A 19,820-nucleotide genomic window follows, 5' to 3' on the forward strand; every position below is an offset into this window, starting at 1 on the left:
CCGAACCACTGCTCGGCCCGGCCGGTTCACCGTGCGGTTCGCGCGATCTTGGCGCGGATGGGACCGGACTCCGCGCGGTCGACCTCGTCGAAGATGGTCACGGCCTGTGCCCAGGAGTCATGTGCGGCGTCGTGGTCGCCGGCAGCGTGGAGGGTGTCGCCGGTGCGGTCCAGGATTCGTGCTTCCAGGTAGCGGTCGCCGATCTCGCGGAGTAGGACCAGGGCACGCTGGAAGCAGGTCAGGGCCTGCGCGTGGTGGCCGAGTTGGCGGTGGGCGTGGCCAAGACTGTCCCAGGTGCATGCCTCGCCGGCACGGTCCTCGAGCTCCTGCAACGTGGGGAGGGCCTGCGCACAGTCGACGAGCGCCTGCTCGTGGTCGCCGAGCAGGGTCCGGTACCAACCGATCGAGTTCAGTCCATGGGCCTGCCCGCGCCGGTGGCCGGCGGCTCGGTAGAGCTCGACTGCCCGCAGCGAATGGTCAAGCGCGTCGGCGTGGCGCTGCTGCCGCTCGTGGAAGCCGGCGAAGTTGTTGTGGGTGTGGGCCTGTCCGGCCAGGTCACCGATCTCGCGGTACAGGTCGAGGGCATCGACCAGGTGGGGGTGGGCCTCGTCGTAGCGCTTCAGGTTCAGGTACGCGTTGACGAGGAGCCGGTGGATGGGGGCCTGGCCAACGGGGTCGGCCAGCCGGTCGGCGGCGGCCAGGCCGGTACGCCCGATGGCCAGCAGGTCGTGCCGGTGGCCTCGCCGGTCGAGGAAGGTCCAGGCCGCCCAGGCCAGTTGCCAGACGTGCGTGTCGAGGCCGACGGTGGTGGCGAGGTTCGCGGCGGCCAGCAGCGTCAGGCGTTCCGTGGTGAACCACGACAGTGCCTGTGCGGAGTCATCGAGGCTTTCGAGAACCACCTCGGGTCGCGGTGGTGTCAGCAGGATCGCGTCCCGGTGCGGGTGCAGCAGCATCGCGCAGGCGTGCGCGGTATGCACGTAGTGGTCGAGAACCCGGTGCAGCGCGGCCCGTCGCTCACCCTCGGTGTCGACCTGGCGTGCCAGTTCGGCGGCGTACTCGCGGAGCAGGTCGTGGACGGCGTACCGGCCTGGGGTGTGTTCGGTGAGCAGGTGTGCGCGAGTCAGCTCTGCGAGGAGCTGTCGGGTTCGGCCGGCCGGCAGTCCGACGAGGCTCGCCGCCGCGGCGACCCCCGTGTCGGGACCGGGATGGAGTCCCAGTAACCGGAACAGCAGCGCGCTGTCGGCCTGGAGGGTGCGGTAGGACCAGGTGAACACGGTCCGCACGTCGGTCACGCGATCGCCGTTGGCGAGCGGATCCAGGCGGTTCGCGGCCTGGACGAGCTCGTCGGCGAGCGCGGCGAGGGGAAAGCCGGGATGGGCGGCGGCACGAGCGGCGACGACGGACAGCGCCAGCGGCAGTCGCGTGCACCGTGCCACGATCCGGTCCACCGCGTCGGGTTCCGCCTCGACACGGTCGGCGCCCAGCCGGCGGACGAGCAGCGTGCGAGCCTCGGCGGCGGTGAACAGATCGAGGGTGACCAAGCGGGCATCGTGTTCGGCGACCAGACCGGTGAGCTGGTCCCGGCTGGTCACCACGACCAGACAGCCACCGCTGCCAGGCACCAGGGGACGGACCTGGTCGGCGTCGCGGGCGTTGTCCAGGACGATGAGCATCCGCCTGCCGGCCAACATGCTGCGGTACAGCCCGATCTGAGCATCGGGGCTGACCGGTACCCGCGCCGGCGGCACGCCCAGCGTCTCCAGGAAACCGCGGACGGCCTCCGCCGGTGACATCGCCGCGTCCTCGGGACCGAAACCCCGCAGGTTCACGTACAGCTGCCCGTCGGGGAACGCGGCGGCGGCACGGTGCGCCCAGCTCACGGCCAGCGCGGTCTTGCCAACGCCCGCCGTGCCGGCGATCACGGCGGTGGTCGACTCGGCGCGCAGAAGTGTGTCCAGGTAAGCGAGTTCGCCGGACCTGCCGGTGAACGACCCGGGCGGAGCCGGTAGCTGACACGGCGCCGTCGTGCTCGCGGCGGGAGCGAGGGTGGGGTCGGCGGTGAGGATCCGTTGGTGCAGTTGCTGGAGCGCCGCACCAGGGTCGGCGCCGAACTCGTGGACCAGGAGCGACCGCAGCCGCTCGTAGTGGTGCAGTGCCTCGGCCTGCCGCCCGCACCGGTAGAGAGCCAGCATGAGCTGAGCCGCCAGACGTTCGTCCAACGGGTGTGCCGCGGCGGTTGTCGTCAGTTCGGTGAGCAGCGCCGTGTGCTGCCCCTGCTCGAGCGCGAGGTCGTTGCGGTCGAGCTCGGCGGCCAGGCGTTCCGCGGCCAGTTCGTCGCGGACGTCGTCCGCCCACGGGGTGTCCAACGTGGCGAACGCCGGTCCTTGCCAGAGTCCCAACGCCTCGGTGAACAGCGCCGCCGCCTCGTCCCGGACGGTGGCGGCTCTGGCCTGGGTGACGAGGGCACGGAAGCGGTGCAGGTCCACGGCCTGGGGATCGACGGCGAGCCGGTAGCCGTCGGCCTGGCGCGCCAGGCTGACGTCGCCCGCCTCGGCCAGCAGGTGCCGTAGGCGGGACACGTAGCCGGACAGCGTGACCCGCGCCTTGTTGGGTAACCGATCGGCCCACACCCGGTCGAGCATCGCGTCGACCGGCACGACCCGGTCGGCCTCCACGAGCAGCACGGCCAGCACACATCGCTGCCGAGGATGGCCGAGCTCGATCTGTCTGCCGTCGACATCCGCCTCGACGGGACCGAGCAGCCGGAACTGAACGGACATGGCTCCTACCCCCAGAGCGCGTTCGACGGATCTTTGCCGTCACGCCGCGAATTCCCCGAAACCGCGATGGCCATCCTCTCATTGCGGCGGGCACGAGTCCGCCGAATACCCCGAGTGGATCGCGATCAAGGAGCATGACATGAAATGGTCAACAGCAGGGCGCACGATCGCCGCCATCGCGGCACTCACGCTCGCGCTGACCGCCACCGCGGCGAACGCCCAGCCCCAGACGAAGGGGCGGACGGATCCGGGCGTGACCGCCCTGCGGACATGTGACGGCGGCGTGCAGAGGCAGAGTCTGGTCACCACGCAGAACACGCCGACCACGATCGAGGAGTCGTCGGTCGCCACGGCACTGCCCGGTGCCCAGCGCACGTTCACCACCAGCGAGGAAGAGCAGGTGCGGGTGACGTTCGCCGCCGAGGCGATTCTGATCGGCGCGGCGTTCGACACGGAACCGGCCGCGGACTCCATCGGGGTGGAGATCCGGATAGACGGGCTCGTGCTGCCGGGAACCGGTGACCTCGCCTTCGCCAGCGGCACGTTCGGCTCGAACGCCACCCTCGTGTGCGCCAGGATCCCCGCCGGCGAGCACACCGTGCAGGTGTTCTGGCAGGTCTTCGACACCTCGTCGAACGACGTGCTGCAGGGCCGTTTCGACGACTGGGCCCTGGACATCCAGATCAACAACTGACCGACCCGAGCCGGTCGCTGGACTCTCGGTCACGATGTCGGGCACCCGGCATCGTGACCGAGGCGCTCCAGTGGGTGATCGCCAACGTGGCTACCCGGCGATATGCTTGCCAGGTCACCGACGCCGTCGAACGGATCACGGGTGCGCTGTCGGGAGCGCCGATCGATGATTCGTTGTGCCCTGTGCTGCTGCCGGCCGGTGGGTACCTTTTCCATCGGCCAGGGATTCTGGGGGCCCAGAGTGGCAGTACGGATCCAGGTGTTGGGTTCGTTGCGGGCATGGCACGGCCGTCAAGAGATCGTTCTCGGCCCACCCGGTCGGCGAACGGTGCTGGGGCTGCTCGTGCTCGGGGGCGGCGAGACCGTCCCCACGCGCGAGCTGGTGGACGCGTTGTGGGGCGACCGACCGCCCCGCAGCGCGGTGAACGTGCTCCAGACACATGTCAAACACCTGCGCCATCTCCTGGAGCCCGACCGGCCGCCGCGTACGGACAGCACGGTCCTGCCTCACCTCAGCGGTGGCTACGCGATGAACCCGGACGCCGTGGATGTCGACCTGCTGCGGGTGCGGCGTCTGCTGTCCGAGGCCACCGGCGCGCACCGCGACGGCGACACGGCACGTGTGGCGGAGCTGCTCGCCACGGCACTGTCGTCGTGGCAGGGCCAGCCCTTCGCCGACATCCCTCTTCTCGCCACGCACCCGAAGGTCGTGGCGCTCGCCGCGGAGCGCAGGGACGTGGTCGCCAGGTACGGCGACGCGATGATCGCGACCGGCGGTGCCGCGGAGATCCTCCCCGTCGTCGCGGAGGCGGCCGCCGCCGAGCCCTTCAACGAACCCGTCCAGGCACGCCTCATTCGCGCCTACCACGCGGCCGGTCAGCGGCTCAACGCCTTCCAGGTCTACCACGACGTTCGCGACCGGCTGGTCGAGGAACTCGGCGTCGACCCCGGCCCGGAGCTCCGTGCCGCGCACGCGACGCTGTTGAACAACGTCCCGATCACGGTGTCCGGGCCGGCGCCGCACGTACCGAGGCAGCTACCGGCGGAACCCCCCGGTTCACCGGCCGGATCGACGAACTGTCCAGCCTGGACAAACTGGTGCCGGTCGCCGGTGCGGGCGGGGCGGTGACGATCGCCGCGATCTCCGGCACCGCGGGCGTCGGCAAGACCGCGCCGCGGTCGCGGCGGCCTCGACGGCGATCTTCCTCGGGAACACGGGCGGGGCGTCGGCGGCCGCTCCGAGCCTGCCGGTCTTCGGGCTCATCGGTGACGGCACCACCATGTGTGCCTTCAATACCAACACACCCGGCACGCTCGACTGGGTCAGGGACGTGACCGGGTTCGCCGGGTCCGACACCCGCCTGATCGGGATGGACTTCCGGGCGAAGAACGGCGTTCTGTACGGCGTCGGCAACTGGGGCGGCATCTACACGCTTCCGACCGTGCCGCCCGCGAACGGCACGTATCCCATCGTGAAGGTCGGACAGCTCAGCGTCGCGCTGGACGGCACGAGCTTCGGTGTCGACTTCAACCCCGCCGCCGACCGGCTGCGGATCACCAGCGACACCGGCCAGAACCTGCGGCACGACGTCGACCTCAGCAGCACGGTCAAGGACGTGCCACTGACGCTCAACGGCGCGCCTGCCAAGGGGGTCACCGCCGCCGCGTACACGAACAACGACAACAACGCCGACACCGTGACGACCCTGTTCGACATCGACACGGTCAGCGACCAGGTCTCCATCCAGGCGCCGGCCAACAACGGCACCCTGAGCCCGACCGGCAAGCTCGTCCTCACCACCGGCACCGGCGTCGACGCCGGTCTCAACGCGGACGCGGACATCTTCGCCGACCTGTCGAACGGCAAAACGGTCTCCAACACAGCCTTCGTCACGCTGCTGCCCTCCGGCGGCAGGCAGTCCTTCTACACGGTCGACGTGCTCACCGGCATCGTGACGCTCATCGGTACGTTCCCGTCGATTGCCCCGGTCACCGATGTGGCCGTCACGCTCGACACGAACTGACACCTCGGAACGGTTGAATGGCCGAGCCGCCGCACGTGATGCGGCGGCTCGGCCATTCGGGTCCGGACGGATGGCGCCGCCGGTCAGTGGACGATCTCGCAGTCCGCGACGTCGCCAGGATCGATGGTGCACGAGTCGCTGCCCGCGTTGCCGATTGCCCTGTCGTTGCCGAGGATGCCGTCCTCGGTGAAGATCAGGTCGCTGTTCGGCCCGCCGTTGAGCACATTGGACAGTGCGTTGCCGACGAGGATGTTGCGGCCGATGCCGCCCCGTGCGTTCTCGACGTCGACACCGATGTTGTCGTTCTCGTCCGGTAGCCCGTCGTTGGTCTCGCCGTCCAGGCTCACCCGCAGGAACGGTCCGGATATGGGATGGTTCCGCCGGCTGTAGTCGGCGGTGTCGATGCCCGCGCCGCCGAGGAAGCGGTCGGCGCCGTCGCTGGTGGAACCGGTCAGGATGGTGTCGTTGCCGGCGTCGCCGATGGCGAAGTCGTCGCCGGCTTCACCGTCGAACAGATCGTCGCCCGCGTTGCCGCTCATGCTGTCGGCCCCGACGCCGCCGGCGAGCCGGTCGGCGCCCTCGTCGCCGAACATGTCGTCGTCGCCATCCTGGCCGTTGAGCAGGTCGTCACCGGCGCTGCCGTGCATTGTGTCGGCCCCGTCCCCGCCTCGGATGGTGTCCGCGCCGGCGCCACCGACGCGGCGGTCGTTGCCGGAACCGCCGGTGAGCGTGTCGTTTCCCGATTCGCCGCGCAGGTCCGGGTTGCCGCTGCTCGAGATGACCCGGAGGTTGTCCTCACCCGCGTCACCGATGACGAGGTCGCCGCCGACCGCGTTCATCGTGTCGTTGCCGAGCCCGCCGCGAAGGATGTTTCGCTGGAGGTTTCCGGTCATGGTGTCGCCCTGGGTGCCGCCGTTGGCGTGCTCGACGTCACCGGCGTTGTTGTCGGCCTCGCCGGCCGCTCCGTCGTCGGGGATCCCGTCCAGGCTGATCGTGACCGGGACGGCGCGGGTGGCGTAGGAGACGGTGTCCCCGTTTTCACCTCCGAAGAAGGTGTCGCTGCCGTCGACGGTGGCCTCGGCGACGGACGTGTCCCCGCCGGCCCCGCCGCTGAAGGTGTCGTTTCCGGGTCCCAGGCACGCGGTGTCGTTGCCCGCCAGACCGGAAACGATGTCGTTGCCGGCCAGGGCCAGGATGACATCGTTTCCGTCGGTACCGGTGAGGGTGTCGTTGCCCGGCGTGCCGGTGATGGTGACCGGCAGGCCATCGCAGGTCGTCTGTGCCTGGGCGGGCACTGCCGGAAGCACCAGCGCCCCGGCGACGAGCACGATGGCTGAACCGACTGTCCGCAGGGAAAAATCGCGGCCGCGCCGTGTTCGGGCGATCTTCGTGCCGTGCATGCCTTCCTTCTCTCGCTAGGAATTTCGGCGGACGTGGCGTCCACCTTGGAGGAGAGGATGGCTTCCGCGATTTCGGGAAATTCGCAGCGCGATGACAAAGAACCACCAACGGGCGTTGTCGCCGGCCGCCGCTGGGGCCGGCCGGCGACAGACGCCGATCAGGTGGTCGCCGTCTCCGGTGTGATGCCGGAGACGAGGTTGAACGCGCCGGTGAGCAGGTTCAGCGAGACGAGGCCGACGACGTCCGCGATGGTGCGGTCGGTCCAGCCGTGTGCGCGTAGCTCGTCGACGTCGTCTGCGGTGATCGACGCCGGTTCGGCGAGGACCCGTACGGCGAAGGTGAGCAGTGCCGCTTCCCGTTCGTCGGTGGCGGTCGCCTCCCGCGCCATGGCGATGTCGGTGTCACTGAGTCCGGCGGCACGCGCAGCCGCGACGTGTGCGGCCATGCAGGTCTGGCAGCCGATCCAACCCTGGGCCGCGAGGGACACCTTCTCGCTGACCCTGCGGGGGAGTTTGACTCTCTTCATCGCTCTGGACAGGTCGAGATAGCCCTGGAGCAGTGCTGGTGAGTGGGCCATCGTGGCGACCATGTCGCCGACCGAGCCGTGTCGGCTGATGATTCCGTCGAGCAATTCCCGCGACTTGTCCGGCGCGTTCTCGGGCTCGAGCGGAGCGATGTGTCGCCTCACGCCGCCACCGCCTCGACCTCGTCCTGGCGTGCCCGGTGCTGGCGCAACGTCATGGCGGCGGCGACCGTGCCGGCCACGGCGATGCCCGCGGCACCCAGGAACGCGGCCGAGAGCCCGTCGGTCAGGCCCGCGGTGTCCGCGGTCTGGCCGGCGCCCAGCGAGCTCGCGAGCGCGGTCATCGCCGCGAGGCCGAGTGCGGAGCCGACCTGGTAGCTGGTGTTGACGATGCCGGACGCCAGTCCGCCTTCCTCGGGGCGGGCGCTGGAGATCGCGGTGCCCAGTGACGGGATGAAGGCCAGTGCCATTCCGGCCGCCGCGACGAGCGAGGCGGGGAGCACGTCGATCCAGAACGTGCCGGTCGCCCGGACCAGTGACAGCCAGCCGAGGCCGAGTGCCAGCACGGCCAGTCCGGCGACGGTCATGGACTTGGCGCCGAAACGGGCCATCAGCCGGGGCGCTACGCCGATCATGAGCAGCATGATGACCGTGGTCATGGGCAGCAGCGCCGAGCCGCTCGCGAACGCGCCCAACCCCAGGACCTGCTGCAGGTAGAGGTTGAGGAAGAACCACATCGGGATCCAGGCCGCGCCGAGCAGCAGTTGCGCGAGGTTCGCCGCGGCGAGGTCGGGCGTGCGGAAGATGGCGAGCCGCACGAGAGGGTTGCGTCGCTTGGCCTGGAGGAGCAGGAACGCGCCAAGCAACACGACCGCGGCCGTGAGACCGACGATCGTCGAGGTCGAACCCCAACCCGCTTCGGGTGCTCGCACGATCGCGTAGACGGCGGCGGCAAGGCCGAGCGTCACAGTCACCGCGCCGGTGAGATCGGTGCCGCCCCGCCGCGCCACACCGCCCGGCATCAGCGCGGGCGTGGCGGCCAGTACGACCAGAGCGATCGGGATGTTGAGGTAGAACACCCAGGGCCAGCTGAGGTACTCGGTGATCACGCCGCCGAGGAACACACCCGCCGTGCCGCCCGCGGGGGCCGCCGCGCCGTACAGCGCCAGGGCCTTGGTCAGCTCCTTCGGCTTGGCGCCGAACAGCATCATCAGCAACGTCAGTGCCGACGGCGCGATCAGCGCCGCGCCGACGCCCTGTACCGCTCGGCCGGTCAGCTCGAGCCACACCTGGTCGGCCGCGCCGGCCACGACCGAGCCGGCGAGCAGCACGACCCAGCCGGCGGCGAAGACCCGTTTGGCGCCCAACAGATCGGACAGTCGGCCGCCGAGCAGGAGCAGCCCGCCGAAGGCGATGACGTAGGCGTTGAACACCCAGGACAGGTTCCCCTGCGAGAACCCGAGATCGGTCTGCATGCGAGGAAGCGCGACGCCGATGATCGAGGTGTCCATGATCACCATGAACTGCGCGGTCGCGATCAGCGCCAGCGCCCACCAGCGCCGGCCGTCTCTCGATTCCATCTCAGACATTGGTACTCCATACCGGTAGGGGGTATCTGACGGCACGGACAGTACACCGGTGTCGTGTCTCTGCCAAGCGGGTGGGAGATGTCAGACTGACGCTATGCAGACATAATGTATTGATAAAGACAGAGTGTCTTGTAAACTGCCCGACATGAAACGCGACGAGACACAACGAACGAGCCACGGCCGGCACCGGTCGATAGCACTGGTACTCGGCGTGAAGGTGGTGATCGTCGTCGTCGTGCTCGCGCTGCCCTCCGGCGTCGCGCTCTCGCTCGGGGCCGCGCACGGCGTCGCACTGCTGCTGGTCGCCGTGGCCGCCGCCGCCCTGTTGGTCGTTCGGCACATCAAGCGCAGGAGCCAGATCGCACCTACCAGGGAGGACAACCCATGCTGACAGCCGAAACCATCATCAGGACCGCGAACGCGAGCCGGTATCTCGCGCAGCTGTGCGGGCACGCCACCAAGATCGGTCACCGCATGCGGCATCTCCACGCCCGCATGGCGGGACATGCGCGACCTGACGTGTTGGACGTCGACTGGTCAGACACGCACGGGACCCTCGACCTCAGCTGGGGCCGGTGCACAATGGACGCCAACCCCACCACGCTGACCGTGCGCGTCCAGGCCGCCGACGAGGAGAACCTACGCCGGGTCCAGGATCTCATCGCCGCCGACCTCGAGCGGTTCGGCCGGCGCGACGGATTGTCGGTGGCCTGGCAGCAGGTTCAACCCGACGACGCCGGTTGACAACAGCACCCCGCTCGCGGCGGTGAGCAGCCCCAGCGAGGGTGAAGGTGGCTCGGCGGCTGGGCTAGAGTGGCGGTGGCTGCCAGGAAGCCGCCGGTCCGCGGGAATGGGCTCAGCCCACCTGGTTTGTGCACCACGTGTCACCATCGCGCTCCTTTCGGCCTGACCAAGCGGACATCAGGCATACGAGAGGAGGCCATCGTGCCGACCCTGGGCATGCCCGACCGTCCCCACCTCGACAGCTTCCGCAGGCAGGCCCGTGCTCTGCAGCGGGCTGTCCGGACCGGCGACCCCGACGCCGTCGCGCGGCTGGGCCGCCACCATCCCGGTGGAGTGCCCGGCGATGTCAGCGGCCTGCAGCTCAGCGCGGCGCAGTTGGTCCTCGCCCGCGAATACGGGTTCGCCAGCTGGCCCCGGCTCGTGCGATACCTGGAAACCGTGGCCGAACACGGCTGGGACACAAAGCTCGGTGCGGCGCCCGCGACCGAGGTGGCCGAGGAGTTCTGCCGCCTCGCCTGCATGACATACAGCCGCGAGGACGGGCAGGCACGCTGGGCGAGGGCCCGTCAACTGCTCCCCGCACATCCCGATCTGACCACGGGCAACATCTGGGCAGCCGCGGCGGCTGCCCGCCCGGACGATGTCGGCCGGCTGCTCGCCGAGCAGCCGGCGCGGGCGGCCGAGCGGGGTGGCCCGCTGCGTTGGCGGCCGCTGTTCTACCTCGTCTACTCGCGATTCGACCCGGCCGTGTCGGCTGAGCGTGTGCTCGCGGTCGCCCGGCAGCTGCTCGACGCCGGCGCCGACCCTGACGAGGGGTACCTCTTCGACGCTCTACCGTCGCCGTTCACGTTGCTGACCGGGGTGTTCGGCAACGGCGAGCTGGGCCAGCGGCACCAGCCCCGCCACCCGCACTGGCGGGCGTTGGGCCGACTGTTGCTCGATGCGGGCGCCGACCCCAACGATGCCCAGACCCTGTACAACCGGATGTTCGATCCGGACAACTCGCACCTGGAGCTGCTGTTCGAATACGGGCTCGGCGCCGGCGACGGCGGCCCGTGGAAGACGCGGATCGCAGACATGGACACGCCCGCGCACATGCTGCGCATCCAGCTGCGCTGGGCGGTCGAGCACCACCAGCCCGCCCGGGTGCGGCTGCTGGTCGAGCACGGCGTCGACTTCCGCTCGCCGTTCGAGGATGACGGGCCCGCGTGGAGCCCCGGCGACGGCCGGACCCCGGTCGAGCTGGCCCGGCTCAATGGCGACACCGAGATCGCCGACTACCTCATCGCCCAGGGGGCCGCGCCGCCCGGTCCCGACCCGGTGCGCGAGCTGATCGCCGCGGCGTTCCGCGCCGACCGGTCCACGCTGGACCGACTCCGCGCCGAACATCCCGACGCCGTGGCGCAAGCCCGCCGCAGCCGCCCCGGGCTCATCGTGTGGGCCGCGACCCAAGCACCCATCGAGACGGTCACGTTGCTGGCGGAACTCGGCTTCGACGTGAACGCCTACGGGCGCGGCGACGCGCCGGTCGAAGAGTCTTGGGAGACCGCGCTGCACCACAGCGCTGTGGACGGCAACGTCGAGCTCACCCGCAGGCTGCTGGACCTGGGCGCCGACCCCGACCTCCGCGACCAGCGCTTCGACGCGACCCCGCTGGACTGGGCCCGGCACTACCACCAGCTGTCGACCGCCGCACTTCTCGAACCCGTCACGGCACCCCCAAGGAGCGGAGGATGAGTGGGGCACCGGAGAACCGTTCGCGAGAGAGGAACGTCTGACAACGTGTGGGTACGAATCGCCGGATGGTGTGCGGTCGTCGTGCTGGTGGCGGCCGCCTGCACCTCGAGCCCTGCGCCGCCGGCCGCCGCTGACAAGCCGGAGATCACCGTCGCGCCGAAGGACGCGGCCGACGCGGTGTCGCCCATCGAACCGATCGAGGTCACAGCCACCAACGCGAAGCTCGACTCGGTCACGGTCACCAACCCGGACGGCAAACAGGTCGCCGGTGCGCTGTCGGCCGACAAGGCCCGGTGGACCTCGGCGGAGCCACTCGGTTACGGCCGCCAGTACACGGTGAAGGCGGTCGCCCGGGGTGACGACGGGAAGACAGCCCGTAAGACGGTGTCGTTCAGGACGGTGCAACCCGCCCAGACCGTGTTCCCGTCGTTCTTCCCGCCACCGTCGATCACGACCGTCGGGGTCGGGCAACCGATCGCGGTCATCTTCGACAAGCCACCGGCCGACCGGGCCGCAGCGGAACGAGCGCTGAAGGTGAGTGCCACGCCGGCGACCGAGGGTGGCTGGTACTGGCGGGACGACCGGACGGTGCACTGGCGGCCGAAGGAGTACTGGAAGCCGGGCACGAAGGTCACCGTCGACGCCAAGATCTACGGGGTGAAGCTGGGCGACGGGATGTACGGGGAGACCGACCGTACCCTGAACTACACGATCGGCCCGGCCAAGATCGCCACCATCGACGACCGGACCCACCAGATGACGGTCACCGTCGATGGCCAGCAGGTGCAGACGTTCCCGGTCAGCATGGGCCGGCCCGACTCCACCACCGTCAACGGCAAGACCATCTCCTTCGTCACGCCGTCCGGAACCTATGTGGCACAGGAGAAGTACGAGGTCAAGCAGATGACGTCGGCCTCCTACGGGTTGCCCAACGACGCCGCGCTCGGCTACGACTCCCAGATTCCACTCGCGGTGCGCATCTCCAACAGCGGGATCTTCGTCCACGCCGCCCCGTGGTCGGTCGCCGACCAGGGCGTGCGGAACGTGTCGCACGGGTGCGTCAATCTCAGCCCCGAGGCGGGCCGATGGTTCTACGACAACTTCGGCTACGGCGACATCGTCACCGTCAGCAACACGAACACCCAACTCGCGTCGACGGACGGCTTCGGCGACTGGAACATCCCGTGGGACGAGTGGCTCAAGGGGAGCGCGTTGCGTTGACCGCTATCGACGATGGTTTCGCCGCCACTCCGCTGACGGCGTGCCCTGCACCGCGAGATCATGAGTCGGTTGTGAGGAAGGCACTGATTCCTTGTGTGGCGAGGTGTTCGAAGTCGGCGTAGACGCGGTCGGCGGTGAGATGTGGCTGGGTGTCGAGCCACCAGGTGAACAGGCCCAGGAGTCCGTTGACGAGGAACGCGACCGTCAGGTCGAGGCGTTGCTGGTCCTCGACGTTGAGGCGGGTGCGCAGGTGCGTGGCGAGGACGTTGGTGAGCATCCGGCGTCCCGCACGCAGGGCCACGTTGGCGCCACGGCGTCCAAGCAGGGCGCTGAAGAGCCTGCGGTTGTCGGCCGCGTGCTCGAACAGCGGTCGAAGAGGCGTCATCAGCGACGACGTGTCGGGTTCGGTTGACATCCGGTCGTGGAGGGTGGCGGACAGTTCGTCCATTCCACTGAGAAGCAGCTGGTCCTTGCCCTGGAAGTGGCTGTAGAAGGTCGATCGGCCGACATCCGCGCGGTCGAGTATGTCCTGCACGGTGACGCGGTCATAGCCGCGTTCCAGGATCAGGTCGATGAGGGCGGCGCGCAGCAGCGAGCGGGTGCGTCGCACGCGTCGGTCAGCGTTCGGCGCCATGGCAGTCTCCTCGAACTCCGGACAGATGGCCGCCGCGTGTTCGGTAGTGAACGCCCGCCAGCGGTTTGCCTCTGTACGCCTGTCCTGCTTCTCGTGATCGTAAAGAACATGCAGTTCGATAGCGAACAGAGTGTTCAGAATGTCCCGACGAGGAGAGCGGTCATTGTCGGTGCGGGTATCGCGGGTCTGGCGGTGGCCTTGCGGTTGCGGCAGATCGGGTGGGAGCCCATCGTCGTCGAGAAGGCGCCTGAGCGCCGCGACAGTGGCTATGTGGTGACACTGTTCGGCCTGGGCTACCACGCTGCGGAGCGCAGGGGCGTCCTCCAGGCGATGAGGGCCCGGCATGTGGAACCGTTCGAGTTCCGGTATGTGAAACCCGATGGCCGACACAGGTTCTCCGTCCCCAGCGCAGCTGTCCACGACCTCCTTGGCGACCGCTCACTGGTCCTGCTGCGCGGTGACGTCGAGGACGTCCTGTACCAGGCCGTGCACGACGCTGTCGACATCAGATTCGGCACCACTGTCGAGTCGGTGACCCAGGACCGCGAGGGGGTGCGCGCTGTCCTCAGTGACGGTTCCACTGTGGACGCTGAGCTGCTCGTCGGCGCTGATGGTCTGCACTCGACCGTGCGGCGCCTCGTCTTCGGCCCCGAGCACCAGTTCCGACACGGCCTCAACCACATGGTCACCGCGTGTGTTCTCGACGGCCGTCCCGACCGGGTGCCGGCAGGGACGGCCACGATGCTCGCCACGGTCGGCCGGACCGTGACCGTGATCAGCCTCGGACCGGACCGCGCGGCCGCGTTCCTGATCCACGCCACCCCCGACCCAGCCGCCGACCTGGCTGCTGGACCCGTGCGGGCGGTCGGGGAGTACTTCGGCGATCTGGGCTGGCTCGTCCCCGACATCCAGGCACGACTCCGCGAGCCGGCGTCGGTCTACTTCGACAGCGTCAGCCAGATCGTCACCGACCGATGGGGCCGCGGCCGTGTCGTGCTCCTCGGCGACGCCGCCTGGTGCGTCTCCCTGTTCGGCGGCTACGGCTCATCGTTCGCCCTCGCCGGCGCCGACCTGCTCGCCACCACGCTCGACCACCACCCGGAGGACATCCCAGCCGCACTCAACACCTGGGAGTCACATCTACGCCCGACGGTGGAACAGCGGCAGCGACTCGGCCGGCGCAACACCACCGCGCACGCGCCGGCCACCCGGTTCCACCTCATCGCCCGAGATGTGAGCATGCGCCTGGTCGCGCTCGCTCCGGTGCGGCGGCTGATCCGGCATCGTCTGGACCTCCACGGCTAGGTGCCGTGGAGGTAGCGCGTGGGGGAGGTGCCGATGGTGCGGCGGAAGGCCACGCTCGATGTCGGGCATCCCACGGGGCGTGCCGCCCTCATCACCATGTTCCTCAGGGGTAGCCGCACAAGATCCGCGGCTCGCGCCCAGGTTGACCTGCACTAACCTGGTGGTGTGGAGCACGAGTTCTCCGCATACGGCCCCTCCCACTGGGCGGTGCTCCTGGTGTTCGCCGTGGGAGCGGTCGCGCTCGTCGTGGTGGGCCGCCGGCACGGAACCACCACGCCGGCCCGCCGGGTGTGCCGGCTGGTCGCCGCGGCCATGCTCGTCGTGCAGCTTGGCGTGGTGGTCTACTCGAACCAGCCCGGCACGTTCGGTGTCGACCACTCCTTGCCGCTGCAACTGTCCGACCTGGTGGCCTTCGTGGCGGTGTACGCGTTGTGGACCTACGGACACCGCACGTCCGCGCTGACCTACTACTGGGGTCTTGTGCTGAGCGTGCAGGCGTTGTTCTCGCCGGCACTGTCGGGCCCGGACTTTCCCGGCCGGGACTTCCTGGTGTTCTGGTGCCTGCACCTGTTCGTGATCTGGACGGCCATCTACCTCACCTGGGGTGTGGGCATCCGGCCCGGCTGGCGCGACTACCGGTTGACCATCGCGGTCAGCGTCGGCTGGGCGGCGGTGGCCATGACCGTCAACTGGCTCACCGGCGCCAACTACGGCTTCCTCAACCGCAAACCGGAGATCGACTCGATTCTCGACGTGCTGGGACCGTGGCCGTGGTACCTGATCCCGGAGATCGCGCTGGTGCTGGGCGTGTGGGCGTTGATGACGTGGCCGTGGACGCGGGCTCACACCCGGTCGACACACCACCGGTCCACGGTCTAGTCGGCGGGTGGACGTAACCCGGCCAGAACGACCGTGACGAGCCGCCCGACCGCGGCTTTGGACGGCATGCTGCTGGCCGCGTTGAGAGCGTGCACACAGTAGTGCGCCAGTTCACTTGGCGTGACATCGGTGCGGAGCTCGCCGTTCTCGGCGACCTCGATCAGCACGTCCTTGATCAGGCCGTGGACTTGGTGCCGCGCGTCGGCGAGGTGCTCGTCTCGGTGCAGGAAGGCCCCGAGTTCGGTGCCGTGCCGCGCGTGCCGGTGATGTTGGACCCGCTGCTGATGGACGTGGGCATAGGCCTTGAGCACCGCCTCGAGCCGCGCACCCGGGTCGGCGGCCTGGTCGCGGACCTGAGCGAGAACCTCGAGGTGCACGGCGATCTGGCGCTCGTGCCAGGCGAGCACAATCGCTTCGACATCGGGAAAGTACTTGTACAGAGTGGCCCGGCCGATGCCTGTCCGCTCGGCGACCTGCGACATGGTCACCGACAGCAGCCCATGCTCGGCCGCCAGCGCGGCGGTCGTGTCCAGGATCGCATCACGCACCTCACGGCGGTGTGCCTCGATCGTCGCGTTCCACAGCTTCGGCACCGGCTGAGCATACACACCGACGACATCAAAACATCATGTATAGCAAAGCGGTGATCTGTGCAGGGACCACGTTCTGATGCGTAGCCGGACGGTTTGACACCCCATACCCCAATGGCGTATTAAATTGGACATCATCGTCCAACTTAAAGGGTGGTCATGAGTCACGGACACGGCGGTCACGCGCAAGTGCAGACGCAGGACTCGCGGCGGTGGACCGCGCTGCTGTTGCTGTGCCTGGCACAGTTGATGTTGATCGTGGACATCACCGTCGTACAGGTCGCGTTGCCCAGTATCGGAGACGACCTGCGGCTCGGTCGGGAGGCGCTGACCTGGGTGGTCACCGCGTACACCTTGGTGTTCGGTGGGCTGATGGTGCTGGGCGGCCGGTTGGCTGACGCGTTCGGCGCACGTCGGATGTTGCTGGTCGGGCTTGCGTTGTTCACCGTGGCGTCGCTGGTGTGCGGGCTCGCTTCGAGTGGCGCCATGTTGATCGCGGGCCGTGCGGCGCAGGGTGTCGGGGCCGCGCTGATGTCCCCGTCGGCACTGTCGGTCATCACGACCTCGTTCGGTGGCGCCGAACGCAACCGTGCCCTCGGCGTGTGGGCGGCGATCGGCGGCACCGGTGCGGCGGTCGGTGTGCTGGTCTCCGGACTGCTGACCGCGGGTCCGGGCTGGGAGTGGGTGTTCTTCGTGAACGTCCCGATCGGCATTGTGGTGGCGGTCGCGGCGCCCGTCCTGGTCCGCGCGGACCAGCCGAGGACCGGGCGGCAGCGGGTGGACCTGCCGGGCGCGCTCGTGGTCACCCTCGCTACCGGGTTGCTGATCTACGGACTGGTCACCGCTGGCGACGGCGGTTGGGGCGCGGCCGGCGTGCTGGTGCCGATGATCGCGGCGGCGGTCGGCTACGGCGTGTTCGTGTTGGTCGAGTCGCGGGTGGCGGCGCCGTTGATGCGGCCGGAGACGATGGCGCGGCGGCCGGTGGTGTCCGGCACGTTCCTGATGCTGCTGGCCACTGGGTTGCTGCTCGGTCTGTTCTTCCTGACCTCGCTGTACTTCCAGCACGTGCGCGGCTTCAGCGCGTTGAGGACCGGCCTGCTGTTCCTGCCGGTCGCGATCGCCATCACCATCGGCGCGCAGCTCGCCGCTCACCTGATCAGCAAGGTCGGCGGCCGGCCCGTCGCCGTCGCGAGCTTCCTGCTCACCGCCGCTGGCGCTGTCCTGCTCAGTCGGATGTCGGCCGACGGCAACGTCTACACGGAGGTGCTGCCCGGCTTCCTGCTCGCCGCGTTCGGCATCGGACCCGCGTTCGTCACGGCCACCACGACGACGCTGGCCAACGTCCCGCACGACGAGGCAGGTGTCGCTTCCGGCGTGGTGAACACCTTCCACGAGCTCGGCGGCAGCATCGGCGTCGCCGTGGTGTCCACTGTGGCCGCCGCGAGCATCGCGTCCACTTCGGACATCGGTGGGTTCACCGACGCCTACCTCGTCTGCGGCATCGCCGCCGCCGTGGCCGCGCTCATCGCCGCCGTGCTGGTACCGGCCGGCAAGCCGAAGGCCGTCACCGGCCATGGACACTGAGCAAACCTCTCGACTGGCTCATCGCCACGTTCTACGCGGTGCTGCACGCCGCGGCCGACGAGGCCGACGCCGGCCGCGTCAGCCCTGCTGACGCCCCCGACCTACTCGCCAGCGCCGTGCTCGCGTTGCTCGCCGGAGACCGTCATCCGTTGGAGGATGTGTGAGAAAAGCAATCGTGGTCGGCGCCGGCATCGGTGGGCTGACAGCGGCCCACGCCCTGCGGTGCGTCGGCTGGCAGGTGGACGTCTACGAGCAGGCACCGAAGATCGGCCCTGTCGGCGCGGGCATCGGGATCGCCCCCAACGCCGTGAAGGCCCTTGACCGCCTCGGGCTGGGGGTGGACCTTCGCGAGCGCGCCAAGCGCCAGGACGGGATGGAGATCCGCCTGCGGTCCGGCCGGCGTCTCGCGAGCCTGCCCGGCAGCCGCATCGAGGAGCGTTACGGCGCGCCGTTCTACGCTCTGCACCGAGCTGACCTCCACGAGCTGCTTGCTCACCGGCTGAGCGCGGCCACCCTGCACACCGGCCACCGCGCCACACGGGTCACCACGGAGACAAACGCCGCCACGGTCACCTTCCAGGCGTCGGCCGGCCCGGTGTCCGTGACCGCGGACCTGGTCGTGGTGGCCGACGGCGTCCACAGTGAACTTCGTGCCTCGCTGTTCCCCGGCTATCCCGGTCCGGACTACGCCGGGTACACCGTGTGGCGTGGCCTCGTGTCCACCACGTCGCCGACCGTTCCTGCGGTGTTGTCGGAGACGTGGGGCCGGGGCGCTCGCTTCGGTTGCGTCGTACTGGGTGAGGACCGTGTCTACTGGTTCGCCGGCGAGAACATGCGCGAGCACGACAAGCCAGCACACCGGCTCGACCTGCTCGCCGAACGGTTCCGCGGCTGGCACGAGCCCATTCCCCAGCTGATCGCCGCCACACCGGAAGACACGTTGCTGCGCCACGACGTCTACTACCTCCGCGCGCCACTGCCGGCATTCGTCCTCGGCCGCGTCGTGCTGCTGGGAGACGCCGCGCACGCCGTCACACCCGACATCGGACAGGGTGCGTGTCTCGCCATCGAGGACGCGGTGGTCCTCGCGTCCACAATGGAGGAACAGGGGATCGATCGGGGTCTGCGTGCCTACGACACGGTCCGCCGCCCGCGCACCGAGAACATGGCCCGCTTCTCCGGCCGGCTCGCCAACACGCTGCAGACGACCAACCCGGTCGCTGCCAGGATCCGCGACGTGATCGCTCTCGCCACGCCGACCCCGCTCCTCACACGTGCCGCCGGCACCGCGTTTGCCTGGACGCCGCCACCGCTCGCCGCGTCTGGCTCGGCCGTCACGGGATCCCCTTGAGCTAGCGTGAGCCGGGACGACGATGCGAGTGGAGGCATGCGGCATGAGTCGGTCCGGTGTGAGCAAGCCCCGGATGGGACGGCCGTCGTTGGTCGATCGGGAAGCGATCGTGAACGCGGCGGTCGAGATCGGGTTCGACCGGCTGACCATGTCCGCGGTCGGATCACTGCTCGGCGTCCGGCATTCGACGCTGTACCGCTACTTCGCCACCCGGGACGCCTTGGCGGCCGCGGCGATCGACCGGTGCGTCGACTCGGTCCCGTGGCCGGAACCCGAGGGGGACTGGCGTGAGTTCCTCCGCGCGACGGCCAGGTCCTACTGGTCGCTCTACGAGAGACACGCCGGCCTCGCGGTGGAGGTTTCGGCGCTGCGCACGATCTCCGCGGCGCTGGTCGACATCGCCAACCGGTCGGGGGTCGTGCTGCTCGACCTCGGCTTCGACGCCGAGGACGCCGTCCTCGTCATCGACATGCTCGGCGAACTGGTGACGCAGGCGTTTCTCGGCGCGGCCGCCGCGTCGCCGCAGGCTCCGGCGACCACCGAGGAACCGGACGACGTCGGCGTGGTGGACGGTTCACGTCGACGCCGCGAGCAGCTGCTGCGCCCGTGGCTCGACCACTACGACGTCCGGCTGCGTGACGTCCTCGCCGAGGTCATCGCGCGGCCACCGGTCGAACAGTTCGAGAAGAAGCTGGAAATCTTCCTCGACGGGGTTGGCCGTCGAGCCGGCGATCGCTGACCTCACCCTGTGAACATCGGCACAGT

General features: G+C 69.3%; 19 protein-coding genes. 13 read left to right on the forward strand and 6 right to left on the reverse strand.

Annotated features, from left to right (window positions below):
* Positions 1 to 26: 26 nt before the first annotated feature.
* Entirely contained in the window at positions 27 to 2,780 is a 2,754-nt protein-coding gene (locus VF106_RS09095) for an AfsR/SARP family transcriptional regulator (protein WP_330839158.1), read from the reverse strand.
* A gap of 139 nt (positions 2,781 to 2,919) precedes the next feature.
* Between VF106_RS09095 and VF106_RS09100 the strand changes: the two genes are divergently transcribed.
* The 3 genes from VF106_RS09100 (at position 2,920) to VF106_RS09110 (ending at position 5,497) form a co-directional block, all read left to right on the forward strand.
* Entirely contained in the window at positions 2,920 to 3,474 is a 555-nt protein-coding gene (locus VF106_RS09100) for a hypothetical protein (protein ID WP_330839159.1), read from the forward strand.
* A gap of 240 nt (positions 3,475 to 3,714) precedes the next feature.
* Entirely contained in the window at positions 3,715 to 4,602 is an 888-nt protein-coding gene (locus tag VF106_RS09105) for an AfsR/SARP family transcriptional regulator (protein ID WP_330839160.1), read from the forward strand.
* 151 nt (positions 4,603 to 4,753) lie between these two features.
* Entirely contained in the window at positions 4,754 to 5,497 is a 744-nt protein-coding gene (locus VF106_RS09110) for a DUF4394 domain-containing protein (protein WP_330839161.1), read from the forward strand.
* A gap of 83 nt (positions 5,498 to 5,580) precedes the next feature.
* Here the strand turns inward: VF106_RS09110 and VF106_RS09115 are convergent, their stop codons facing one another.
* From VF106_RS09115 to VF106_RS09125, 3 genes are all read right to left on the reverse strand, one after another.
* Positions 5,581 to 6,897, reverse strand: coding sequence for a calcium-binding protein (locus VF106_RS09115; protein WP_330839162.1), 1,317 nt, complete (start codon positions 6,895 to 6,897; stop codon positions 5,581 to 5,583).
* A gap of 158 nt (positions 6,898 to 7,055) precedes the next feature.
* A complete protein-coding gene (locus VF106_RS09120) occupies positions 7,056 to 7,586 on the reverse strand; it encodes a carboxymuconolactone decarboxylase family protein (protein WP_330839163.1) in 531 nt (176 codons plus the stop codon).
* The gene (locus VF106_RS09125) at positions 7,583 to 9,010 is read right to left on the reverse strand and encodes an MFS transporter (RefSeq protein WP_330839164.1); all 1,428 of its coding nucleotides are present in this window, start codon (positions 9,008 to 9,010) and stop codon (positions 7,583 to 7,585) included. Before VF106_RS09125 ends, VF106_RS09120 begins: the two co-directional genes overlap by 4 nt.
* A gap of 145 nt (positions 9,011 to 9,155) precedes the next feature.
* Between VF106_RS09125 and VF106_RS09130 the strand changes: the two genes are divergently transcribed.
* The 4 genes from VF106_RS09130 (at position 9,156) to VF106_RS09145 (ending at position 12,712) form a co-directional block, all read left to right on the forward strand.
* Positions 9,156 to 9,401 (forward strand): hypothetical protein, encoded by a 246-nt coding sequence (locus tag VF106_RS09130; protein WP_330839165.1) that lies wholly within the window; start codon positions 9,156 to 9,158, stop codon positions 9,399 to 9,401.
* A complete protein-coding gene (locus VF106_RS09135; protein WP_330839166.1) occupies positions 9,395 to 9,754 on the forward strand; it encodes a DUF2218 domain-containing protein in 360 nt (119 codons plus the stop codon). Before VF106_RS09130 ends, VF106_RS09135 begins: the two co-directional genes overlap by 7 nt.
* Before the next feature lie 201 nt (positions 9,755 to 9,955).
* Positions 9,956 to 11,491: an ankyrin repeat domain-containing protein gene (locus VF106_RS09140; RefSeq protein ID WP_330839167.1), complete on the forward strand. Its 1,536-nt coding sequence runs from the start codon at positions 9,956 to 9,958 to the stop codon at positions 11,489 to 11,491.
* Positions 11,492 to 11,536: 45 nt separating this feature from the next.
* A complete protein-coding gene (locus VF106_RS09145) occupies positions 11,537 to 12,712 on the forward strand; it encodes a L,D-transpeptidase (RefSeq protein WP_330839168.1) in 1,176 nt (391 codons plus the stop codon).
* 58 nt (positions 12,713 to 12,770) lie between these two features.
* Here the strand turns inward: VF106_RS09145 and VF106_RS09150 are convergent, their stop codons facing one another.
* The gene (locus VF106_RS09150; RefSeq protein ID WP_330839169.1) at positions 12,771 to 13,346 is read right to left on the reverse strand and encodes a TetR/AcrR family transcriptional regulator; all 576 of its coding nucleotides are present in this window, start codon (positions 13,344 to 13,346) and stop codon (positions 12,771 to 12,773) included.
* 108 nt (positions 13,347 to 13,454) lie between these two features.
* On the opposite strand from VF106_RS09150, the gene VF106_RS09155 reads away from it, so the two are divergent.
* Together VF106_RS09155 and VF106_RS09160 are read left to right on the forward strand one after the other, a co-directional pair.
* Complete coding sequence (locus VF106_RS09155) at positions 13,455 to 14,651, forward strand: FAD-dependent monooxygenase (RefSeq protein WP_330839170.1); 1,197 nt, start codon at positions 13,455 to 13,457, stop codon at positions 14,649 to 14,651.
* A 165-nt stretch (positions 14,652 to 14,816) separates the two neighbouring features.
* Complete coding sequence (locus VF106_RS09160; RefSeq protein WP_330839171.1) at positions 14,817 to 15,530, forward strand: YwaF family protein; 714 nt, start codon at positions 14,817 to 14,819, stop codon at positions 15,528 to 15,530.
* On the opposite strand, the gene VF106_RS09165 is transcribed toward VF106_RS09160, so the two are convergent.
* Positions 15,527 to 16,123 carry a TetR/AcrR family transcriptional regulator gene (locus tag VF106_RS09165; RefSeq protein ID WP_330839172.1) on the reverse strand — a complete coding sequence of 199 codons (597 nt, stop codon included), beginning with the start codon at positions 16,121 to 16,123 and terminating at the stop codon, positions 15,527 to 15,529. The two genes, VF106_RS09160 and VF106_RS09165, sit on opposite strands and share 4 nt — an antisense overlap.
* Before the next feature lie 156 nt (positions 16,124 to 16,279).
* On the opposite strand from VF106_RS09165, the gene VF106_RS09170 reads away from it, so the two are divergent.
* From VF106_RS09170 to VF106_RS09185, 4 genes are read left to right on the forward strand one after another with little or no spacing between them, the layout of a single operon-like run.
* On the forward strand, positions 16,280 to 17,704 hold the full coding sequence (locus VF106_RS09170) for an MFS transporter (RefSeq protein WP_330839173.1): 1,425 nt from the start codon (positions 16,280 to 16,282) through the stop codon (positions 17,702 to 17,704).
* 38 nt (positions 17,705 to 17,742) lie between these two features.
* Entirely contained in the window at positions 17,743 to 17,868 is a 126-nt protein-coding gene (locus VF106_RS09175; protein WP_330839174.1) for a hypothetical protein, read from the forward strand.
* Positions 17,865 to 19,055 (forward strand): FAD-dependent monooxygenase, encoded by a 1,191-nt coding sequence (locus tag VF106_RS09180; protein WP_330839175.1) that lies wholly within the window; start codon positions 17,865 to 17,867, stop codon positions 19,053 to 19,055. The genes VF106_RS09175 and VF106_RS09180 overlap by 4 nt, the downstream gene beginning before the upstream one ends.
* 43 nt (positions 19,056 to 19,098) lie before the next feature.
* Positions 19,099 to 19,794, forward strand: a complete 696-nt coding sequence (locus VF106_RS09185) for a TetR/AcrR family transcriptional regulator (protein ID WP_330839176.1) — start codon at positions 19,099 to 19,101, stop codon at positions 19,792 to 19,794.
* The last annotated feature ends 26 nt before the right edge of the window (positions 19,795 to 19,820 follow it).

This window comes from Actinophytocola sp. (assembly GCF_036378875.1).
Taxonomy (GTDB): Bacteria; Actinomycetota; Actinomycetes; order Mycobacteriales; family Pseudonocardiaceae; genus Actinophytocola.

Excerpts from the sequence above, each read along its gene's own strand:
- VF106_RS09095 (WP_330839158.1), bottom strand. The coding sequence starts at position 2,780 with ATGTCCGTTCAGTTCCGGCTGCTCGGTCCCGTCGAGGCGGATGTCGAC.
- VF106_RS09100 (WP_330839159.1), top strand. The coding sequence starts at position 2,920 with ATGAAATGGTCAACAGCAGGGCGCACGATCGCCGCCATCGCGGCACTC.
- VF106_RS09110 (WP_330839161.1), top strand. The coding sequence starts at position 4,754 with ATGTGTGCCTTCAATACCAACACACCCGGCACGCTCGACTGGGTCAGG.
- VF106_RS09115 (WP_330839162.1), bottom strand. The coding sequence starts at position 6,897 with ATGCACGGCACGAAGATCGCCCGAACACGGCGCGGCCGCGATTTTTCC.
- VF106_RS09125 (WP_330839164.1), bottom strand. The coding sequence starts at position 9,010 with ATGTCTGAGATGGAATCGAGAGACGGCCGGCGCTGGTGGGCGCTGGCG.
- VF106_RS09130 (WP_330839165.1), top strand. The coding sequence starts at position 9,156 with ATGAAACGCGACGAGACACAACGAACGAGCCACGGCCGGCACCGGTCG.
- VF106_RS09135 (WP_330839166.1), top strand. The coding sequence starts at position 9,395 with ATGCTGACAGCCGAAACCATCATCAGGACCGCGAACGCGAGCCGGTAT.
- VF106_RS09150 (WP_330839169.1), bottom strand. The coding sequence starts at position 13,346 with ATGGCGCCGAACGCTGACCGACGCGTGCGACGCACCCGCTCGCTGCTG.
- VF106_RS09155 (WP_330839170.1), top strand. The coding sequence starts at position 13,455 with ATGCAGTTCGATAGCGAACAGAGTGTTCAGAATGTCCCGACGAGGAGA.
- VF106_RS09170 (WP_330839173.1), top strand. The coding sequence starts at position 16,280 with ATGAGTCACGGACACGGCGGTCACGCGCAAGTGCAGACGCAGGACTCG.
- VF106_RS09185 (WP_330839176.1), top strand. The coding sequence starts at position 19,099 with ATGAGTCGGTCCGGTGTGAGCAAGCCCCGGATGGGACGGCCGTCGTTG.